This window comes from Neopararhizobium haloflavum, from assembly GCF_002750855.1.
GTDB lineage: Bacteria > Pseudomonadota > Alphaproteobacteria > Rhizobiales > Rhizobiaceae > Georhizobium > Georhizobium haloflavum.
The window spans coordinates 163,551-182,203 of the sequence record NZ_NWUC01000006.1 but is presented as its reverse complement, the minus strand read 5'-3'; the positions used below and the strand labels follow the sequence as shown (position 1 = coordinate 182,203).

The 18,653-nt window shown below is 60.9% G+C and carries 21 protein-coding genes; 12 read left to right on the top strand and 9 right to left on the bottom strand.

Annotation, left to right across the window (positions count from 1 at the left end; all coding sequences use genetic code 11):
• Positions 1-131: 131 nt before the first annotated feature.
• The 4 genes from hslV to CN673_RS14350 all read left to right on the top strand — a co-directional run bounded on the left by hslV (position 132) and on the right by CN673_RS14350 (position 3,432).
• A complete protein-coding gene (gene hslV / locus CN673_RS14365) occupies positions 132-692 on the top strand; it encodes an ATP-dependent protease subunit HslV (RefSeq protein ID WP_099867057.1) in 561 nt (186 codons plus the stop codon).
• A gap of 4 nt (positions 693-696) precedes the next feature.
• Complete coding sequence (locus tag CN673_RS14360; RefSeq protein ID WP_099867056.1) at positions 697-1,014, top strand: DMT family transporter; 318 nt, start codon at positions 697-699, stop codon at positions 1,012-1,014.
• A 34-nt stretch (positions 1,015-1,048) separates the two neighbouring features.
• Positions 1,049-2,353 carry an ATP-dependent protease ATPase subunit HslU gene (gene hslU / locus CN673_RS14355; protein ID WP_099867055.1) on the top strand — a complete coding sequence of 435 codons (1,305 nt, stop codon included), beginning with the start codon at positions 1,049-1,051 and terminating at the stop codon, positions 2,351-2,353.
• 113 nt (positions 2,354-2,466) lie between these two features.
• Positions 2,467-3,432, top strand: coding sequence for a DUF1402 family protein (locus tag CN673_RS14350; RefSeq protein WP_370853051.1), 966 nt, complete (start codon positions 2,467-2,469; stop codon positions 3,430-3,432).
• A gap of 15 nt (positions 3,433-3,447) precedes the next feature.
• Here CN673_RS14350 and CN673_RS14345 read toward each other — a convergent pair whose 3' ends face one another.
• From CN673_RS14345 to CN673_RS14330, 4 genes are read right to left on the bottom strand one after another with little or no spacing between them, the layout of a single operon-like run.
• A complete protein-coding gene (locus CN673_RS14345) occupies positions 3,448-3,810 on the bottom strand; it encodes a helix-turn-helix domain-containing protein (protein WP_099867054.1) in 363 nt (120 codons plus the stop codon).
• Positions 3,807-4,421 (bottom strand): Smr/MutS family protein, encoded by a 615-nt coding sequence (locus CN673_RS14340; RefSeq protein ID WP_099867193.1) that lies wholly within the window; start codon positions 4,419-4,421, stop codon positions 3,807-3,809. Before CN673_RS14340 ends, CN673_RS14345 begins: the two co-directional genes overlap by 4 nt.
• Positions 4,418-5,515 carry a murein transglycosylase A gene (gene mltA, locus CN673_RS14335; protein WP_099867053.1) on the bottom strand — a complete coding sequence of 366 codons (1,098 nt, stop codon included), beginning with the start codon at positions 5,513-5,515 and terminating at the stop codon, positions 4,418-4,420. Before mltA ends, CN673_RS14340 begins: the two co-directional genes overlap by 4 nt.
• Positions 5,516-5,544: 29 nt before the next feature.
• Positions 5,545-6,258 (bottom strand): Tim44/TimA family putative adaptor protein, encoded by a 714-nt coding sequence (locus tag CN673_RS14330; RefSeq protein WP_099867192.1) that lies wholly within the window; start codon positions 6,256-6,258, stop codon positions 5,545-5,547.
• Positions 6,259-6,433: 175 nt separating this feature from the next.
• Between CN673_RS14330 and CN673_RS14325 the strand changes: the two genes are divergently transcribed.
• Positions 6,434-6,958 carry an FxsA family protein gene (locus tag CN673_RS14325; protein ID WP_099867052.1) on the top strand — a complete coding sequence of 175 codons (525 nt, stop codon included), beginning with the start codon at positions 6,434-6,436 and terminating at the stop codon, positions 6,956-6,958.
• A 106-nt stretch (positions 6,959-7,064) separates the two neighbouring features.
• Positions 7,065-7,595 (top strand): protein-export chaperone SecB, encoded by a 531-nt coding sequence (secB, locus tag CN673_RS14320; RefSeq protein ID WP_099867051.1) that lies wholly within the window; start codon positions 7,065-7,067, stop codon positions 7,593-7,595.
• Positions 7,596-7,673: 78 nt separating this feature from the next.
• Here secB and dnaQ read toward each other — a convergent pair whose 3' ends face one another.
• The 5 genes from dnaQ to CN673_RS14295 are packed head-to-tail and all read right to left on the bottom strand — an operon-like array spanning position 7,674 to position 11,320.
• Positions 7,674-8,369, bottom strand: a complete 696-nt coding sequence (gene dnaQ, locus CN673_RS14315) for a DNA polymerase III subunit epsilon (protein ID WP_099867050.1) — start codon at positions 8,367-8,369, stop codon at positions 7,674-7,676.
• Positions 8,370-8,373: 4 nt separating this feature from the next.
• Positions 8,374-8,973: a dephospho-CoA kinase gene (gene coaE / locus CN673_RS14310; RefSeq protein ID WP_099867049.1), complete on the bottom strand. Its 600-nt coding sequence runs from the start codon at positions 8,971-8,973 to the stop codon at positions 8,374-8,376.
• Positions 8,970-9,839, bottom strand: a complete 870-nt coding sequence (locus tag CN673_RS14305; protein WP_370853050.1) for a shikimate dehydrogenase — start codon at positions 9,837-9,839, stop codon at positions 8,970-8,972. Before CN673_RS14305 ends, coaE begins: the two co-directional genes overlap by 4 nt.
• Complete coding sequence (locus tag CN673_RS14300; protein ID WP_099867191.1) at positions 9,820-10,419, bottom strand: Maf-like protein; 600 nt, start codon at positions 10,417-10,419, stop codon at positions 9,820-9,822. The genes CN673_RS14305 and CN673_RS14300 overlap by 20 nt, the downstream gene beginning before the upstream one ends.
• Before the next feature lie 46 nt (positions 10,420-10,465).
• Positions 10,466-11,320: a pyruvate, water dikinase regulatory protein gene (locus CN673_RS14295; protein ID WP_370853049.1), complete on the bottom strand. Its 855-nt coding sequence runs from the start codon at positions 11,318-11,320 to the stop codon at positions 10,466-10,468.
• 389 nt (positions 11,321-11,709) lie between these two features.
• On the opposite strand from CN673_RS14295, the gene hemE reads away from it, so the two are divergent.
• The 6 genes from hemE (at position 11,710) to rsmG (ending at position 18,636) form a co-directional block, all read left to right on the top strand.
• Positions 11,710-12,717 (top strand): uroporphyrinogen decarboxylase, encoded by a 1,008-nt coding sequence (hemE, locus tag CN673_RS14290; protein ID WP_099867046.1) that lies wholly within the window; start codon positions 11,710-11,712, stop codon positions 12,715-12,717.
• Between the two features lie 4 nt (positions 12,718-12,721).
• Positions 12,722-13,267, top strand: a complete 546-nt coding sequence (gene hemJ / locus CN673_RS14285; RefSeq protein WP_099867045.1) for a protoporphyrinogen oxidase HemJ — start codon at positions 12,722-12,724, stop codon at positions 13,265-13,267.
• 189 nt (positions 13,268-13,456) lie between these two features.
• A complete protein-coding gene (rho, locus tag CN673_RS14280) occupies positions 13,457-14,722 on the top strand; it encodes a transcription termination factor Rho (RefSeq protein WP_099867044.1) in 1,266 nt (421 codons plus the stop codon).
• Between the two features lie 37 nt (positions 14,723-14,759).
• Complete coding sequence (mnmE, locus tag CN673_RS14275; protein ID WP_099867190.1) at positions 14,760-16,070, top strand: tRNA uridine-5-carboxymethylaminomethyl(34) synthesis GTPase MnmE; 1,311 nt, start codon at positions 14,760-14,762, stop codon at positions 16,068-16,070.
• A gap of 77 nt (positions 16,071-16,147) precedes the next feature.
• On the top strand, positions 16,148-18,010 hold the full coding sequence (gene mnmG, locus CN673_RS14270; protein ID WP_099867043.1) for a tRNA uridine-5-carboxymethylaminomethyl(34) synthesis enzyme MnmG: 1,863 nt from the start codon (positions 16,148-16,150) through the stop codon (positions 18,008-18,010).
• A complete protein-coding gene (gene rsmG / locus CN673_RS14265) occupies positions 18,007-18,636 on the top strand; it encodes a 16S rRNA (guanine(527)-N(7))-methyltransferase RsmG (protein ID WP_245409915.1) in 630 nt (209 codons plus the stop codon). The genes mnmG and rsmG overlap by 4 nt, the downstream gene beginning before the upstream one ends.
• Positions 18,637-18,653 lie beyond the last annotated feature (17 nt).

The following is an 18,653-nucleotide window of genomic DNA, read 5'->3' as shown; positions in this document are numbered from 1 at the left end:
TGAATACAGCGAAAGCAGCCCGATGATTGCAAAGCCGCCGTCAAGACTTACATAGCGGCGGACAGACACCGCAAGCCAATTCGAATCCTCGCGCCTCCGCCCCCCGTATCAATTCACGCAGGACCCGCCCCATGAGTGAACACGACCCATTCGGCTCCATGCACGCCACAACCATCATCACCGTCCGAAAAGACGGACAGGTCGTGATGGCCGGCGACGGGCAGGTGAGCCTCGGCCAGACGATCATGAAGGGCAATGCACGCAAGGTCAGGCGGCTCGGCAAGGGCGACGTTATCGCGGGCTTTGCCGGTGCCACGGCGGACGCATTCACACTTCTGGAACGGCTGGAGTCCAAGCTGGAGCAGTATCCCGACCAGCTCATGCGTGCTGCGGTCGAACTGGCCAAGGACTGGCGAACCGATCGCTACCTGCGCCGGCTGGAAGCCATGATGCTCGTCGCAGATCGTTCGATCACCTTGGCCATTACCGGAAATGGCGACGTGCTGGAGCCCGAGCACGGCACCATGGCCATCGGCTCCGGCGGCAATTATGCGTTTGCCGCCGCACGTGCCCTGATGGACACCGACAAGAGCGCAGAGGAGGTCGCGCGCCGCGCGATGGCGATTGCTGCAGACATCTGTGTCTATACAAACGCGAACGTCGTCGTCGAGACGCTGGACGAAGCGAGCTGACGCGATGGCATGGGTCCTGCTCATCATCGCCGGCCTGTTCGAGATCGCCATGGCGCTGACGCTGAAAGCCTCGGAGGGGTTTTCGCGGTTGATGCCTACCATTGGCTTCTTCGTCTTCGGCGGCATCAGCTTCTATCTTCTGTCGCGAGCCCTCGTCGCCATCCCCGTTGGAACGGCCTATGCCGTCTGGACAGGCATCGGCGCGGCCGGAACCGCCATTTTCGGAATGATCGTCTTCAAGGAGCCAGCCACCGTGATGCGCCTCTTCTTCATCTCGCTGCTCATCGGCTCCATCATCGGCCTCAAGGCCGTTTCGAACTGACAACTGCGGGCAGTCCCGCGAACAGGACATTTGCATGACCGTCTTTTCTCCGCGCGAGATCGTCTCCGAACTCGACCGCTTCATCATCGGCCAGAAAGATGCCAAGCGAGCCGTGGCCATTGCGCTGCGCAATCGCTGGCGCCGGCAGCAGCTCGACGAAGATTTGCGCGATGAGGTGATGCCCAAGAACATCCTGATGATCGGGCCGACGGGTGTCGGCAAGACCGAGATATCGCGGCGACTCGCCAAGCTCGCGGGTGCACCGTTCATCAAGGTCGAGGCCACGAAATTCACCGAGGTCGGCTATGTCGGCCGCGATGTCGAGCAGATCGTTCGCGACCTCGTGGAAATCGGCATCGGCCTCGTCAAAGAGCGCCGCCGCCAGGAGGTCAAGGCGAAGGCGCATCTTTCGGCCGAAGAACGCGTTCTGGATGCGCTGGTGGGCAGCACGGCTTCGCCCGCGACCCGCGACTCCTTCCGAAAGAAGCTTCGCGAGGGCACACTCGACGACAAGGAAATCGAGATCGAAGTGTCGGATACATCTTCGGGCATGCCGTTCGAAATTCCCGGCATGCCTGGTGCCAACATCGGTGTCATGAATCTTTCCGACATGCTTGGAAAGGCCATGGGCCAGCGCACCAAGAAGATGAAAACCACGGTCAAGGAGTCCTACCAGCAGCTCATCGACGACGAATCCGACAAGCTTCTCGATGACGAGCAGATCGCGCGGGAAGCCGTGCGTGCGGTCGAGAACGACGGGATCGTCTTCCTCGACGAGATCGACAAGATCGCAGCCAAGAATGGTGGAATGGGCGCCGGTGTGTCGCGCGAAGGCGTGCAGCGTGATCTTCTGCCACTTGTCGAAGGCACCACGGTTGCGACCAAGCACGGACCGGTGAAGACCGACCACATCCTGTTCATCGCCTCGGGCGCCTTCCACGTTTCCAAGCCTTCGGACCTTCTGCCGGAGCTGCAGGGCCGCCTGCCGATCCGTGTCGAATTGCGCGCGCTGACGAAGGAAGACTTCCGCAGGATCTTGACCGAGACCGAGGTCAGCCTGATCAAGCAGTACATCGCGCTGATGGCGACCGAAGAGGTGAAGCTGTCGTTCACGGAAGATGCGATCGATGCGCTGGCCGACGTGGCGGTCGACCTCAATGCGAGTGTCGAGAATATCGGCGCACGGCGTCTGCAGACGGTGATGGAGCGCGTGCTCGACGACATCTCCTACGAGGCGCCCGACAAGTCCGGAACCGATTTCGAGGTGGATGCCGAGTATGTGCGCAAGCATGTCGGCGATCTGGCCAAGAACACGGACCTGTCGCGCTACATCCTGTGATCTTTCCGCATCGCCGAGCGGCTTTTGCTGGAACGGGTGGTTCAAGCGGCACGGAACCTCTCGACAGCGGATGATCGCCACGGCTAATGCTCCGCATCCACAAGGAGCATGAGATGCTGAGTCGCTGTCTGAAGGTCGTCTTCGGCCTGGGGCTTGCCCTGTCAAGCGCCGTGATGACGGTCGAGGCGGCGCCGAGGCTGGTTCCCGAGGGCAACCGCCACGCCGAACAACCACCCGTGCCCGGCGCATCGAGCCGACGCACCGCAGGATCGAACACGACATTCGAGCGCAAGTATCAGCGCATTGTCGCGTTGCTTGCCAGCGACGAGACGCTGCGTGACAAGATCCGCAAGGTCGCCCGGCAATACGGCATCGCACCGATCCACATGGTCGGCGCACTGGTCGGCGAGCACACTTACAATGTCGATGCCTACGACCGATTGCAGGCCTATTACGTCAAGGCCGTGGCCTATGCCGGCGAACGCTTCCAGTTCGGCTTCGAAGGCGAGAATGTGCTTACCTTCGTCGCCCGCAGCGAGTTCGCCAACTGCGGCGACGCCGATGGATCCTATCGGCTCTGGTCATGCCGGGAACGCGTATGGGACACATCCTTCCGTGGCCGCGCCGTGAACGGGCAGCGGTTTCCCGATGACCGGTTCTCTGCCGTCTTCTTCCAGCCCTTCTTCGCGGGGCAGACGTTCGGCCTTGGCCAGATCAATCCTCTGACGGCCCTGAAGATGACCGATCGCGTCGCGCGGATTTCCGGGTTCAAGCGCGTTTCGGCCGACGACCCCATCGGGGTCTACCAGGCCATCATGGACCCCGATCAGTCGCTCGCCTACATGGCGGCGATCATCTCGAACGCGATCGAGCTTTATCGACGGGTCGCGAACTTCGATATTTCCGGCAATCCGGGTCTTACGGCAACGCTTTACAATGTGGGCGACGCCGATCTGCGCGCCGCCGTACTTGCTTCGAAAAGCCGAAACGGCAAGCAGGCTGTTCCCGAAGAGAATTATTATGGCTGGTTGGTCAACGACCGCCTGGACGAACTGCGCGCCCTTTTCCCGGAAAGCTGAAGGCGACGCGGCCGATCAATTGTCATCGGCTTCATTGATGATTGCGTCGAGGCGTGCGATCGCCTCGTCGTCCAACTGGCGAATTATCAAAGCAAGGCGATTGGCAAAGGCTGTCGCCGCCGGTGTCATGCCGGACGTATCGATCTCGACGCGGGGATTCGACGCCAGCGCGAGCCGCTGCAATTCCTCCGCTTCATCCCAGATGATGTTGAAATAGCCGAGCACCTTCTGGACGAATTCCCAGCTGGGCCGTCCGCGATGCCCGTGCTCCAACGCCGACAGATACGCCGGCGAGACGCCGAGATCGTACGCCATCTTCTTTTGCGAGATGCGCCGCTCGGCGCGCAGCCGGCGGACGGCCTGGCCAAAGGGGGTCACCGGATTCCGCTCCGCTTCTTCTTCAGACGAATGTAGAGCGCCCCCTCCCCGCCATGGCCGCGGGACGCCTGTTCGTAGCCGGATACCAGCCGGGAGAATTCGGATTTGGCGAGCCAGTGCGGCACACTTCGCTTCAATGCCCCTTCACTTCCGAAGGACGCGCCCTTGCCAGTAATCACCAGAACATGGCGCAAGCCGTCAGAATGAGCGCGTTCGACGAAACCGAGCAGCCGGGCATGGGCCGTCGCCTGGTCGAGTCCGTGCAGATCGATGCGCGCCTCAAGCGGCAGACGGCCGCGCGCGAGCTTGCGCTGTACGGGCCGCTCTATCGGGCTCGGACCGGACTTTGCAGATGGTCCTTTTGCCAGCGACGTCTGTTGGTCGGCGCGGGGCGACTGGAACGACTGCGCCAACGCCTTGCGCATCGCTTCCGTCAGAGGCGCTGGCGCATCTTCCTTCGCCGCGCCTGAAGCTTCGGTGCTGGACGATGGCCTTGACGCGCTGCTGGCCATCAGGCGCTCCATTCGGCCGGGAAGAGGCCGGGTCGTCTTGGCGACGGACGCCCAAAGCGAGCGATCCTCGTTCGTGAGTTCCTTCCTTCGGCGGCTCATGGCAGGCATCTCGCGGCAGCGCGCTTCGGGAGCAACAGGTAGAAATCAGCGGAATGCTTGATGGCACCGGCAATATCGCCTGCATCCCTTCCCGAACCGATGAATATATCGCCGCGCGAGGGGCCGATGATCGCGGAGCCGGTATCCTGCGCGATCAGCAAGCGCTGGAATGCTCGGTCATTGCCGACATGCGTCAGGCGAGGCGCATCGACGAAGACCGGCATGCCGAAGGTATGGATGTGGCGATCGACTGCGAGCGACCGGCCCGGACTGAGGGGCACCTTTGCCGCACCGATCGGGCCTTCGCCCTTAGTGGGCCGAAAGAAGATATAGGACCGATTGCGCCACAGGATCTCGTCCTGCCGTTCAGGATGATTGGCCAGCCAGTCGCGGATGGCTTGCATCGTGACGGTGCCACCATCCAATTCGCCCTGATCGATGAGGACGCGACCAATCGCCGTGAAAGGATGTCCGGTCTTGGCCGCATAGGCAATCCGCTGGACGCGACCATCGCGATGGATGAGACGCGCCGACCCCTGGATATGCGCGAAGAACACGTCGATACGATCCCTTGCCCACGCCAGTTCCCACCCCTTGCCTTCGAGACATCCCCGGTCGATGGCCTCCCTGTCGAAATATTCCGCAAAGCCGCTATCGGTTTTCATTGCAAAAGCGAATCCACGCGACGCCAATCCGGTTTCGTCCCCTTGCGCATCGAGAGAAGCGAGATCGTCCGGCCGGCGATAGAATGGGTACAGGAAAGCGCCGCCCTTGCGATCGGCAACTTCGATCTCCGGTTCGTAATAGCCCGTCACGAAACCGGAGGGGGTATCGGCCGCAGACCTCGCCGGCTGGAAATGGTCGCAGAAGAACTGTCGGGCGGACCGATCGTCTATAGGACATGCGGCCGCAAGAGCGCGGAACGCGTCGGCAAAGTCGTCGGGCGTGATGCCGAGACTGCCGACGTTATATGGCTTTGAACCGGATGCGAGATGGACCGCGCACCGAAGGAGTGCGGGAACGGCCTGCGCGACATCGTCTTCCCACCATCCCGGAACGTCGTCGAAGGATGCTGGCTCAAGACCCAGGCGCATCGCAAGCCTTTCCTGTTTCTGCGAAAGGCCTAGCCGTCGGATTCGGTCGCGATCAGCTTCCAGTTGGGATCGCGCGAGCGCGTGTCGCGAGCGAAGGTCCAGACATCGGTCACCTCGCCGACACTCTCCGCATCCCCGTCGATGACGGCACCGCTCTTGTCGTAGGTCGCGGAAATGAGCTGACTGATCAGACGGATCGTTACCGCAGCCTCGCTCGCCTTGAGCTCGGCCTGGACGATTTCTGCCTTCTCGACACCAACGAAGGACGACTTGACCTCCTCGCCCTTCGATTCGCGTTCGTTGATCGCGGCGACGAATCCTTCGTAGACTTCGCGCGACAAGAGGTTCTTCAACGTCTTGCGGTTACCATCGGCGAAGGCAGTGACGATCATTTCATAAGCGGTCTTCGCGCCCTCGACGAACTGCTTGGGATCGAAGCTTTGGTCGACCGCTGCGATCTCGCGCAGCGACGCGTTCAGTTCCGTTCCCGGCTTGGCATAGGCATCGACCGCTTCGAAGCCGCCTTCAGACTGCGGCTGCCCATTGCGTCGCGGCAGGGTGACGACATTGCCGTCCTCCTTCACGTCTGCGCCAACAGGCGCCTTGGCGCTCTCACGCTTGGAATAGGGGTCGTAGGGGGGACGTTCGTTGCCCGTGCGGCGTCCGAGCACGCTGCGCAATTGCAGAAAAATGATGACCGCAGCCACAAAGAAGAAAAATGTTACGAAATCGAAGGAGCCCATTGCCACCCTGCTGCCGGTCGGGACGTCGCTGCACTGGCTTTCCATATAAGGCCGGCGCGCAGATCATTCAAACACACAACATTCAATTTGCCAGCAGCGATACCATATTGGGTGAAATGCAACTCAATCACCTGCGGCACCGACAACGCTTCGCCACACCGACAGAAAGACCCTGATGGCCTTTTCGCTCGTTCCTTTCCTGCTCCTGGGCATTCCGCTCGCCGAAATCGCCATGTTTATCGTGGTCGGCAGCCAGATCGGCGTGCTGGCGACATTGGGGCTCATACTCTTTACCGCCGTTCTGGGGTCGATCCTGCTCCGGGTACAGGGGCTGGGCCTGCTCCAACGCATCAGCGAGGAGGCGAAGGCAGGGCGCGTCCCGAGCCGCGAGCTCATTCATGGCGTCATGATCCTCATCGCCGGGGTCCTGCTGCTGACGCCAGGCTTCGTGACGGACACGATGGGCTTCCTGCTCTTCATTCCGGCCGTGCGGGATTTCGGCTGGAAGCTGATCAAGGGACGCATCACGATCGTCGCGTCCCAGATGACAAGTGGCGGGGGCGCGCGCCACGAAAGCGCGCGCCCCCGCCAAGCACCCGGCGAACCGGTGATCGATCTCGATGACGAAGACTTCCAGCGTCATCCTTCCGCAAATTCCCCATGGCGCAACGGCACCGACGGGGACCCGCCGGCGCGGTGAACCGCGCCTTGGAGGTTGTCACTTTTCTGCCGAGATGCTAGCGACGCGCAGAATTTGCGGCCTGCGCAGGCATGGCCGAGCATCCATGCTTTCGAGAGGAGTTCCAATGGCCGAAGACAACAAGACGCCCGATACAGCCGCCGGTGCCCAGGCTTCCGGCGAAAAAGCGAGTAACGGAAAGGCGCCAAGCCTCAATATCCTGGCGCAGTACATGAAGGACCTGTCCTTCGAAAACCCGGGCGCTCCGCGCGCGATCACGCAGCGCAACAAGTCGCCGGCGATCAACATCAACGTGAACGTCAACGCGAACCCGCTGTCGGAGACCGATTACGACGTGGTGCTCACGCTGAACGCGACGGCCAAGGAAGGCGAAACTGTCGTCTTCAATGTCGAGCTGGTCTATGGCGGCGTCTTCCGTCTCAGCGGCTTCCCCAAGGAACACATGCTGCCACTGCTCTTCATCGAATGCCCGCGCATGCTATTCCCCTTCGCACGTCAGATCATCGCCGATGCCTCTCGCAATGGCGGCTTCCCGCCGCTGATGATCGATCCGATCGACTTCGCGCAGATGTTTCAGCAGCGGATGGCCGCCGAGCGCAACAAGACAGCTGCGGCACCCGCCACGCCGGCCAACTGATCGCAGTCGCGATCCGATACTCAGAATTGAAGGGCCGGCTTCGAAGCCGGCCTTTTGCCTGGACGGTGTCCCGCCGGTCTATCGCAATATGCGCCAGAGTGCGTTCTGGCCGATCCGCTCGACAAGACGGGCATGCGCTGCCCGTTCCGTGTCGCTCAGCCGCGGAGGAAGCGGACTCGGACGCTTCAAGGTGGTCACCTCGACGCTGATCTCGGCATGGCCCGCACCACGCTCGATCTCCACCTCCAGGCCGAGCGCCGTCTGGCGACCTCCGATCATCTCGATATAGACTTCGGCGAGAAGCTCGGCATCAAGCAAAGCGCCATGCTTTGTGCGATGGCTGTTGTCGATGCTGTAGCGCCGGCAGAGCGCGTCGAGGGAGTTCGGCCCCATCGGATGCCGCCGCCTGGCGAGCACCAGCGTGTCAAGAATCCGATCACGCTCCACCGCCGCGTGTCCGAGCCTGTCGAACTCGGCATTGATGAAGCCGATGTCGAAGGTCGCGTTATGCGCGATCAACGTTGCCCCTTCAAAGAAGGCAATCAGATCGTCGACGATCCCCGAGAATACCGGCTTGTCGGCCAGAAATGCATCGGTGATGCCGTGAACGGCCAGCGCATCCGGGTGTACGCTGCGACCCTCGGGGTTGATGTAGACGTGGAAGGTCCGGCCTGTCGGAAAGTGATCGATCAGTTCGAGACAGCCGATCTCGATGATCCGGTCGGTGCGGCTGTCGAGCCCTGTGGTCTCGGTATCGAATATGATCTCGCGCATGGTCTCAGCCGTCCTTTTCGCCGCCGGATCTCAGCTTAGCGATGATCTGGTCAACCTGCGCCCTGGCTGCCTCCAGCCCATGGCCGGTATCAACAACAAAATCGGCCCGCCGCCGCTTTTCGGCATCTGGCATCTGACGGGCGAGGATGGCCTGGAACTTTTCTTCGCTCATTCCGGCACGCGCCATGACCCTTTCGCGCTGGATTTCGGGAGCACAGCTGACGACGACAACGCTATCGACGCGCTCGGCGCCGTTACTCTCAAAGAGAAGCGGGATATCGAGTAGCGCGATGTCGGCCCCTTGGGCGCGTGCATCATCAAGGAACGCGCGCTGCGCTTCACGCACCAGCGGATGAACGATCGACTCGAGGCGCTGAAGCGCCTCACGATCACCCAGAACGCGCCGCGACAGCTTGTCCCGGTCTATACCGTCAGGGCCCGTCGTTCCCGGAAACGCGGCTTCAACGGCGGGCGCGGCCTTGCCGGCATAGAGCGCGTGCACGATCGCATCGGAATCAGCGACCGGGATGCCGCGTTCGGCGAACATCGCCGTCGTCGTCGACTTTCCCATTCCGATCGATCCCGTCAGACCGATGACGATCATCGCTCACCCTCCAGATCATCCACGATGACCTGGCGCAGCTGCGCGCTGACGTTCGGGCGAACACCGAACCAGCGCTCAAAGCCAGGCACTGCCTGATGCAACAACATGCCAAGTCCATCCACTGTTCGCAGCCCTGCCGCCGTCGCCCACCGGAGGAATGGGGTGTGGAGAGGCGCGTAGACGATATCGGTCACCACCGCGTCGCCAGCCATGGTAGTGAAATCGATCGGCGGCGCGTCATTCCCATCCATGCCGAGCGACGATGTGTTGACGAAAAAGCCTCCACCATCAAGCAATTCGGCAAGTGCATCGAGCCGGTGAGCCTCTATGCGTGATCCGAAACGATCGGCAAGGACCTGTGCGCGTTCCGGCGTGCGATTGACCACATGGATCGTGCCGAAACCGCGGTCGCGCAAGGCGAGGATAACCGCGCGGCTAGCCCCGCCGGCACCGAGAACGACCGCGGAGCGCGCCGATGCATCCTTGTCCCAAGCGGCGGCGGCGGCGTCGAGATTGGCGAGGAAACCATAGCCATCGGTGTTGGTCGCATGGACTTTCCCATCGTTCAGCCAGAGCGTGTTGGCGGCGCCGATCTCGCGGGCGGTCTCATCGGCTTCGTCGACGAGCGCGATGGCGGCCTCCTTGTGCGGCAGGGTCACATTGCCGCCGACGAACGCGCTTTCACCGTGCCGCAGGCGATCGATGAATGCTGCGAAATCCTGCGGGGCAACCTCGACCGCATCATAGCGACCGTCAATGCCGTGTTCCTTGAGCCAGTGCCCATGGATCAGCGGAGAGCGCGAGTGCCTGATCGGGAAGCCGGTGACGAAGGCGCCCGGCGACCGCCTATCCATCGATGACCCCACGCTCGCGCAACTGTTTCAGAAGTGGCAGCAACGGCAGACCGATTATGGTGAAGTAATCGCCATCGATCCTTTCGAACAACTGGATGCCGCGACCTTCCAGCTGATAGGCTCCGACGCTCGATAGCGCCATCTGACCGACCGCCGCGAGATGGCGCCCGATGAAACCGGGATCGAGCGGCCGCATCGTCATCGCCGCCATCGCGACATGACGCCATTCAACGACACCGTCCCTGGCCAACACGACGGCGGAGTTGAGGTGGTGGGTCTTTCCCGCGAGCTTGAGGAGATGGCTGCGGGCAGCTTCCATATCGAGGGGCTTGTGAAAGACCTCGTCGCCCAGGGACAGGGTCTGATCGCAACCGATGACAAGCGCGCCGGGCGCTTCTTCGCTGACGGCGACTGCCTTGGCCTCTGCAAGCACGAGCGCCACATCCTCTGGCGCCGCCCCGCTTTCGGCCATCGGGGCTTCCAGTGCGCGCTCATCGAGATCGGCCGGACGCGCCTCAAAAGCGATGCCTGCATCCTTGAGGAGTTTCGCCCGAAATGGGCTTGCGGATGCAAGCACGATCGACACCGCCATAAGATCTGTCTCCTTGTTCATTCAAGGCTTTCGCCCATGGCGAGAGCTACCGTGCGCGCCCACGGAGCGCAAGAATTGCCGCGGCCGTCTCCTCGATCGACTTACGCGTCACATCGATCATGGGCCAGTTGTGGCGCAAGCAGAGCGATCGGGCGAATTTGAGCTCCTCCGATATGCTGGAACGATCGACGTAGGCGCCGGCATCAAAACCTTGAGGTGCGCCAAGAATCCTGTTCTGCCGGACCTGCGCGATCCGGTCGGTCGTTGCGATGAGGCCGACAACCAGCGGCCGGACCGCACTTTCCAAGGCGGAGGGGACGGTCGCGCCCATGACGATGGGCACATTCGCCGTCTTGATGCCGCGATTGGCAAGATAGATGCTCGTCGGCGTCTTGGACGTGCGGCTGATGCCGACAAGCACGATGTCGGCCTCCTCATAGTCGGTGATCAATTGGCCATCGTCATGGTCCATCGTGTAGTTCAGCGCGTCGATCCGCCGAAAGTACTCGGCATCCATGACGTGCTGCGCACCGACGCGACGGCGGGACGGTGAACCGAGATAGGACTGGAACACCGCCATGATCGGCTCGAGCACCGACACGAACGGCACGCCCATTTCGCGGCATCGCGTATCGATCATGTCCGACAGCTCAGGATCGACGACCGTGTAGAGGACGATTCCCGGCGCCCCGTCGATCGCATCGAGGACAGCGGCCAGCTGCTTGCGATTGCGGATCAGCGGATAGACGTGTTCGAGGACCTGGGCATCCTGAAACTGGACCGACGCGGCGCGGCCCGCCGCCATCAGCGTCTCGCCCGTCGAGTCCGAGATCAGGTGGAGGTGGAAATAGTTTTTTGGCTGATCCACACGATTCACCGGGGGCTGTTGATGACGGTGCATGACATGCATTGATCGTCTTAGCGGCGTCAGAGGCTGCGTATAACCCTAGGCCTTATCCACAAAACGGTGCGCTGGCACAATGTTCTACCCAGGCAGTGGACAGATGTGACAACTTGCCTTTGTTCTGAATCAATCGACAGGTTGTCCACAGGATCCAAATTTTGGAGTTCCTGCATCTAGCTGAAATCAAATGGTAAATTCAATCCTTGCGTTCTATCCCCAATCTTCGTTGAATTCACCCCCCGTTTTTCGCGCCAGCAGGCGAAGCGGGGAACAAATGTTGACCAAAAACGATCCATGGAACACACCGACTCATAGAAACAAGAGTCTTTTCAATAGGATTCCTATTTTAAGGGATGAAGGGAAAACGCGTGATCGAACGTAGGCTTATGAAAGTGCTGGCAGGCGATACGGTCACTCCGCCTCCTATCTGGTTGATGCGGCAAGCCGGTCGGTATCTTCCCGAATACCGCGAAGTGCGCAAACAGGCCGGCGGCTTTCTCGACCTGTGCTACACGCCTGACTACGCCGTCGAAGTGACGCTGCAGCCAATCCGCCGGTATGGCTTCGATGCGGCGATCCTGTTTTCCGATATCCTGGTGATCCCCGACGCGCTGAAGCGTGATGTGCGGTTCGAGGAAGGCCGTGGACCGCTGATGAGCCCGATCGACGCGGATGGCATCGCAGCGCTTGATCCTGCCCCTGTCAGCAGCCATCTGGAACCGGTGATGGAGACTGTGCGGCGGCTTCGCAACGAATTGCCGGCAGAGACCACCCTTCTCGGGTTTTGTGGTGCGCCCTGGACGGTCGCGACCTATATGATCGCGGGGCACGGCACGCCCGACCAGGCACCGGCGCGCCTGTTCGCCTATCGCGAGCCCGAGGCCTTTGCCCGCTTGCTCGACATCCTTGCCGATCTGTCGGCGGACTATTTGTGCGGCCAGATCGAAGCGGGAGCGGATGCGGTCCAGATTTTCGATTCCTGGGCCGGTGTGCTCGGCGAAACGGAATTCGAAGCCTTCGCCGCGCGGCCGGTCAAACGCATCGTTGACACGGTGCGAGCGCGTCATCCTTCCGCAAAGATCATCGCGTTCGCCAAAGGGGCCGGCATTCGCTTGAAGACCTACCGCCAGACGACAGGTGCCGACGCGATCGGTCTTGACTGGTCGGTGCCGCTGTCCTTTGCGCGCGACCTCCAGAAGGATGGGCCGATCCAGGGCAATCTGGATCCCATGCGCGTGGTTGCCGGGGGGCGTGCGCTTGATGAGGGGATCGATGTAATTCTTGATGTGCTTGGCGGGGGACCGCTGATCTTCAATCTCGGCCATGGGATTACGCCTCAGGCCGATCCCGACCATGTAACGCAGCTTGTACGTCGCGTGCGCGGTCGGGGCTGAGCGGATGGTGAACGGGGACCGCGAGATTGACGAGCAGGCCGGCCGGGCGGCACGGCGCAAGGCGTTCGTTGCGCTAGCGATCGCCGCCCTTGTGATCGGCGCCCTCGTCTATTGGCGGCCCTCTGGTCTCGATCTGTGGATCAAGGCAGCGCATGTCATCGCGGTGATCTCTTGGATGGCCGGCCTTCTCTATCTGCCGCGGCTCTTCATCTATCATACGGACGCGCCTCCTGGTTCCGATCGTTCGGAGACATTCAAGGTGATGGAAGGGCGGCTGCTCGGCGTCATCATGCGGCCGGCGATGATCGCGACCTGGCTTTTGGGGCTTTGGCTTGCCTATTCGAGCTTCGGCTTTGCAGCCGGGTGGCTGTGGGCGAAAATCCTGGCGGTCGTCCTCCTGACCGGCGTGCATGACCGATTTGCCCGTGCCGTGCGGTCGTTTGCCGCCGACGAGCGCACGCATTCTGCGCGCTATTGGCGGTTGATGAACGAGGTCCCGACCGCTCTGATGATCGTCATCGTCGTTCTGGTCATCGTTAAACCGTTTTAATCGGCCTCTTGCGGATGCGTCGATGTGGCTGACGACATTGCGCTTGCGAAGGCGCAGGTGAATCGCTATTTTCGGCCCACTCTCCTACGGCATTGCGTTGCATCGACCACGGACCTCAAGGCCCTTGCGTCCTGCCATACCCACAACGCGCCGCCTTCCCCACGTCTTTACGCATCACTTGGATAATCCATGCAGGAAATGAAGCTTCAAGAGCTCAAGAGCAAATCACCGACAGACCTTCTCACCTTCGCCGAGTCGCTGGAGGTGGAGAACGCGAACGTCATGCGCAAGCAGGAATTGATGTTCGCAATCCTCAAGAAGCTGGCGGAGCAGGATGTCGAGATCATCGGCGAGGGCGTCGTTGAAGTCCTGCAGGACGGGTTCGGCTTTCTGCGCTCGGCCAATGCGAACTATCTTCCTGGGCCGGACGACATCTATATCTCGCCGTCGCAGTTGCGCCGTTTTGCGCTGAAGACGGGCGACACCGTCGAAGGGCCGATCCGCGGCCCGAAAGAGGGGGAGCGATATTTTGCCCTGCTCAAGGTCAACACGATCAATTTCGAGGATCCGGAAAAGATCCGGCACAAGATCCATTTCGACAATCTGACGCCGCTCTATCCGAATGAGCGCTTCAAGATGGAACTGGACGTTCCCACCTCGAAGGATTTGTCGCCACGCGTCATTGATCTGGTTGCGCCGCTCGGAAAGGGTCAGCGCGGACTGATCGTCGCGCCGCCGCGGACCGGCAAGACCGTGCTTTTGCAGAACATCGCGCATTCGATCACGGCAAACCATCCTGAGTGTTACCTGATCGTGCTGCTGATTGATGAGCGGCCGGAGGAAGTCACCGACATGCAACGTTCGGTGAAGGGCGAGGTGGTCTCCTCGACCTTCGACGAACCGGCAACGCGCCACGTTCAAGTGGCGGAGATGGTCATCGAGAAGGCAAAGCGGCTCGTTGAGCACGGCCGCGACGTGGTCATCCTGCTCGATTCCATCACCCGTCTCGGTCGGGCCTACAACACCGTCGTGCCCTCATCGGGCAAGGTCCTGACGGGCGGCGTGGACGCCAACGCCCTGCAGCGCCCCAAACGCTTCTTCGGCGCCGCGCGCAACATCGAGGAAGGCGGATCGCTGACCATCATCGCGACGGCGCTGATCGATACCGGCAGCCGCATGGACGAAGTCATCTTCGAAGAGTTCAAGGGCACCGGCAACTCTGAAATCGTGCTCGATCGCAAGGTGGCTGACAAGCGCATCTATCCGTCGATGGACATTCTGAAGTCCGGCACACGCAAGGAAGACCTCCTTGTTTCGCGCCAGGACCTGCAGAAGATATTCGTGTTGCGCCGCATCCTCGCACCGATGGGTACGACCGATGCGATCGAGTTCCTGATCGACAAATTGAAGCAGACCAAGAACAACGGCGATTTCTTCGATTCGATGAACACCTGAGGCTTTTGACGCGCGGATTGGGATGATGTCCGATGCGATGCTGACAGGGCGAAAGACGATCTTCGCTCTCGCAAGCGGGGGCTTGCCGGCCGGGGTCGCCATCATCCGGGTCTCCGGACCGGATGTTCGATTCGTTCTCCAAACGATGACGGGCCGTGTCCCTGAGGCACGTGTGGCCACGCTCGTTTCGATTCGCAGCCGAAACGGACAGGCGATCGACAAGGGCCTCGTGCTGTATTTCCCGGCTCCGAACTCCTTCACTGGCGAGGCGTGTGCCGAGTTTCATCTGCACGGCGGCCGGGCTGTGGTGGCGTCCGCGATCGGTGCGCTGGAGGAATTTTCCTCCCTTCGTCATGCTGAGCCGGGCGAATTCACGCGACGTGCATTCGAGAACGGCCAGATGGACCTCACGGAAGTGGAAGGCCTGGCTGACCTCATCTCGGCCCAGACCGAAGTGCAGCGGCAGTTGGCACTGCAACTCGTACAGGGTGGATTGGCCCGGCGTTATGGTGGATGGGCCAATCGGCTGACGCACGCCCGCGCTATGCTTGAAGCGGAATTTGACTTTTCCGATGAGGACGATGTTCCGGGGAGCGTCTCTGACGAGGTATGGCACGATCTTTCCGACCTCGCGGGTGAGTTGCGAAGCCATCTCGTGGACGCGGAAAGCGGCGAGCGCATTCGTGACGGTTTTCGTGTCGTTATCGTCGGTGCACCAAATGTTGGAAAGTCAAGCCTTCTCAATTACTTGGCCAAGCGCGACGTGGCGATCGTCTCCCAGGAAGCAGGCACGACGCGGGATGTCCTGTCCGTCGATATGGATATTGGCGGGTATCCAGTGACCATCGTGGATACGGCCGGAATGAGAGAGACGGAAAACGCCATAGAACAGGAAGGAATTCGCAGGGCGGAAGCGCAGATGGAGAGCGCAGACCTGGTTCTTCACCTCGTTGAACAGCATGCTCAGAACTACCCGTTGTCTGCCAGCGATGTCGTAACGGTTGTCACAAAGGCAGATTTGGGTGACCGTGGCAGCTGGGCCGAGGGACTTCATATCTCTGCTCAATCCGGCGAGGGGATGGATGATCTGCTCACGCTTATCCGGGAGCGGGCATCGGCCTCGATGCGCCTGTCGGGAATGGCAGCTCCGAACAGACAGCGCCATCGCGCCCACCTCAGGCATTGCCTGACTTGCCTTGAGGCTGCTATTCGCGATAGGAGCAAGCCGAACGAACTGCGCGCCGAAGACCTGCGATTGGCAGCCGATGAGCTCGGCCGCCTGACTGGCAGAGTTGATGTCGAGAACTTGCTTGATGTTATATTTTCCGAGTTCTGCATCGGCAAGTAGCGTGACTCACGTGAAACACGTTTGACCGGAATGCAGCGTTCCACGTGAAACCAAATGCAATTGAAGAGGGCGATACCATGCAATTCGACGTCGTCGTCGTCGGTGGTGGCCACGCTGGATGTGAAGCAGCTGCGGCGTCAGCACGTCTCGGTGCCGAGACAGCGCTCCTCACATTGTCGCGCGATACGATCGGCACGATGTCATGCAATCCTGCGATCGGCGGGTTGGGCAAAGGCCATCTGGTGCGCGAAATCGATGCGTTCGATGGTTTGATGGGCCGAGTCGCTGATGCGGCGGGAATACAATTCCGCATGCTGAACCGGCGGAAAGGCCCGGCGGTTCGCGGCCCGCGGACACAAGCCGATCGCAAGCTCTACCGGCAGTCAATGCAGGCCGAATTGGCAGCTCAGCCTGGATTGCATGTTGTCGAAGGTGAGGCGTTTGATCTGGTCATAGAGCAAGGTCGCGCGGTCGGTTTGCTGTTGGCGGACGGTCGTGTGCTGCGCGCGTCCAGCATTGTCGTCACCACGGGCACCTTTCTGCGTGGCATCATTCATATCGGCGACAGGCGATTTCCAGCCGGTCGCATGAATGAGAAGCCTTCGGTCGGTCTGGCCGAAACGCTCAGCCGGCTTGGCTTCGCTCTCGGGCGCCTCAAAACGGGTACGCCCGCTCGTCTGGACGGACGCACCATCGGGTGGGACAGAATCGAGCGTCAGGAGGCGGATAGCGATCCGGTACCATTCTCCTTCATGACCGACCGCATCAGCGTGCCCCAGATCGCCTGCGGCGTGACCCGAACGACGAGCGAAACGCATCGCATCATCCGCGAGAACATCGCCCGGTCCGCGATGTATAGCGGTCATATCCAGGGCAGGGGACCCCGGTATTGTCCGTCGGTCGAGGACAAGATCGTGCGCTTCGCCGACAAGGAGAGTCATCAGATCTTTCTTGAACCCGAAGGTTTGGACGACGACACGGTCTATCCCAACGGCGTTTCGACGTCGCTTCCCGAAGATGTGCAAGATGCATTCATACGGACCATTCCTGGGCTTGAAGAGGTCAGCATCCTGCAACCGGGATATGCCATCGAGTATGATCATATCGACCCGCGCGAACTAGGTGCCGATCTACAGGCGCGTCGCCTGCTTGGCTTGTATTTTGCCGGGCAGATCAATGGAACCACCGGCTATGAAGAGGCGGGCGCTCAGGGGTTGGTGGCAGGACTGAATGCCGCGCGGTCAGCTGCCGGCGGTGGACCCGTCGTGTTCAGTCGCACGGATTCATACATTGGCGTGATGATCGACGATCTAACGACAAGAGGCGTTTCGGAGCCGTACCGGATGTTCACCTCAAGGGCAGAATACCGGCTTTCGCTTAGAGCGGACAATGCCGATCTGCGCTTGACTGCGCGAGCCATCGAACTCGGGTGCGTCAGAGCTTCGCGAGAGGCGCGGTTCACGACGTGGATTTCAGAGATCGATGCCCTGCGTCGGGTTTTGAAGGATGCTTCTTCGACCACGACCATCGATCGATCCCTCGGCCTTGCACCGCGACGGGATGGTGCCAAGCGGTCGCTTTACGATCTTCTGTCTGTGCCCGAAGTCCATTTCGATCAGCTTCGTCCCGCCGTTCCTGAACTCCAGTCCGTATCCGCGAGAATGGCGGAGGTGCTCGAGATCGAGGCGACTTATGCCGTGTATATGGAGCGGCAGGAGGATCAGATCGTAGCGCTGCAGCGCGAGGAAAGCCGGACCTTGCCCGAAGACTTCAGCTATGAAAGCCTCCCCGGCCTGTCGAACGAAGTGAAGCAGCGGCTCGGGGCTGCGCGTCCGCGTACGTTGGCCCATGCAGGGCGTGTAGAAGGCGTCACACCCGCAGCGATCGCGCTTATTCTCGCGCATCTCAAGCGACGGGATAGCGAACGACTTTCGGCATGAGTGATATCGGGAATATGCTGTCAGACGTTTGTCCTGTTTCACGTGAAACGGTGGATAGGCTGAAGATTTTTGTTGACCTGATTGAAAAGTGGTCGGCTCGCATCAATCTAGTCGCAGGCTCCACCCGCCAGGACATGTGGGCGCGGCACGTCTGCGACAGTTTGCAGTTGATGGCACTCTGCCCTGAACCGCAGCCATGGGTCGATCTCGGCAGTGGCGGCGGATTTCCGGGCGTCGTCACTGCGATCGCACTCGCCGAGCACAATGCGGGATGGGTACATCTCGTCGAAAGCAACCAGAAAAAGGCGGCCTTTCTGCGCGCTGCGCTGCATCACACCGGTGGCCGAGGTAGTGTCCACGCGATACGGATCGAGGCGTCTTCCCACGTCGCGCCCGAAGCCTGGTCGGTCTCCGCACGCGCATTGGCCGATCTTTCAACGCTCTTAAAGCTGTCACATCCCTGGTTATCGGATCGTCACGCGACGGGCTGGTTTCATAAAGGTCGGGATTATGAGAAGGAAGTCGCAGCCGCTCGTGGTGATTGGCGCTTCGATCTGATAGAACATCGAAGCAAGATCAATCCTGAATCGGTCGTGCTTCAGATCAGGCATCTTGAGCGGATCTGAACCACCTGCCCGTGGAG

Coding starts and splice junctions, on each gene's coding strand:
- hslV (WP_099867057.1), top strand. CDS start 132: ATGAGTGAACACGACCCATTCGGCTCCATGCACGCCACAACCATCATC.
- CN673_RS14360 (WP_099867056.1), top strand. CDS start 697: ATGGCATGGGTCCTGCTCATCATCGCCGGCCTGTTCGAGATCGCCATG.
- hslU (WP_099867055.1), top strand. CDS start 1,049: ATGACCGTCTTTTCTCCGCGCGAGATCGTCTCCGAACTCGACCGCTTC.
- CN673_RS14350 (WP_370853051.1), top strand. CDS start 2,467: ATGCTGAGTCGCTGTCTGAAGGTCGTCTTCGGCCTGGGGCTTGCCCTG.
- CN673_RS14340 (WP_099867193.1), bottom strand. CDS start 4,421: ATGAGCCGCCGAAGGAAGGAACTCACGAACGAGGATCGCTCGCTTTGG.
- mltA (WP_099867053.1), bottom strand. CDS start 5,515: ATGCGCCTGGGTCTTGAGCCAGCATCCTTCGACGACGTTCCGGGATGG.
- CN673_RS14330 (WP_099867192.1), bottom strand. CDS start 6,258: ATGGGCTCCTTCGATTTCGTAACATTTTTCTTCTTTGTGGCTGCGGTC.
- CN673_RS14325 (WP_099867052.1), top strand. CDS start 6,434: ATGGCCTTTTCGCTCGTTCCTTTCCTGCTCCTGGGCATTCCGCTCGCC.
- secB (WP_099867051.1), top strand. CDS start 7,065: ATGGCCGAAGACAACAAGACGCCCGATACAGCCGCCGGTGCCCAGGCT.
- dnaQ (WP_099867050.1), bottom strand. CDS start 8,369: ATGCGCGAGATCATATTCGATACCGAGACCACAGGGCTCGACAGCCGC.
- coaE (WP_099867049.1), bottom strand. CDS start 8,973: ATGATCGTCATCGGTCTGACGGGATCGATCGGAATGGGAAAGTCGACG.
- CN673_RS14300 (WP_099867191.1), bottom strand. CDS start 10,419: ATGGCGGTGTCGATCGTGCTTGCATCCGCAAGCCCATTTCGGGCGAAA.
- CN673_RS14295 (WP_370853049.1), bottom strand. CDS start 11,320: ATGCACCGTCATCAACAGCCCCCGGTGAATCGTGTGGATCAGCCAAAA.
- hemE (WP_099867046.1), top strand. CDS start 11,710: ATGAAAGTGCTGGCAGGCGATACGGTCACTCCGCCTCCTATCTGGTTG.
- hemJ (WP_099867045.1), top strand. CDS start 12,722: ATGGTGAACGGGGACCGCGAGATTGACGAGCAGGCCGGCCGGGCGGCA.
- rho (WP_099867044.1), top strand. CDS start 13,457: ATGCAGGAAATGAAGCTTCAAGAGCTCAAGAGCAAATCACCGACAGAC.
- mnmE (WP_099867190.1), top strand. CDS start 14,760: ATGCTGACAGGGCGAAAGACGATCTTCGCTCTCGCAAGCGGGGGCTTG.
- mnmG (WP_099867043.1), top strand. CDS start 16,148: ATGCAATTCGACGTCGTCGTCGTCGGTGGTGGCCACGCTGGATGTGAA.
- rsmG (WP_245409915.1), top strand. CDS start 18,007: ATGAGTGATATCGGGAATATGCTGTCAGACGTTTGTCCTGTTTCACGT.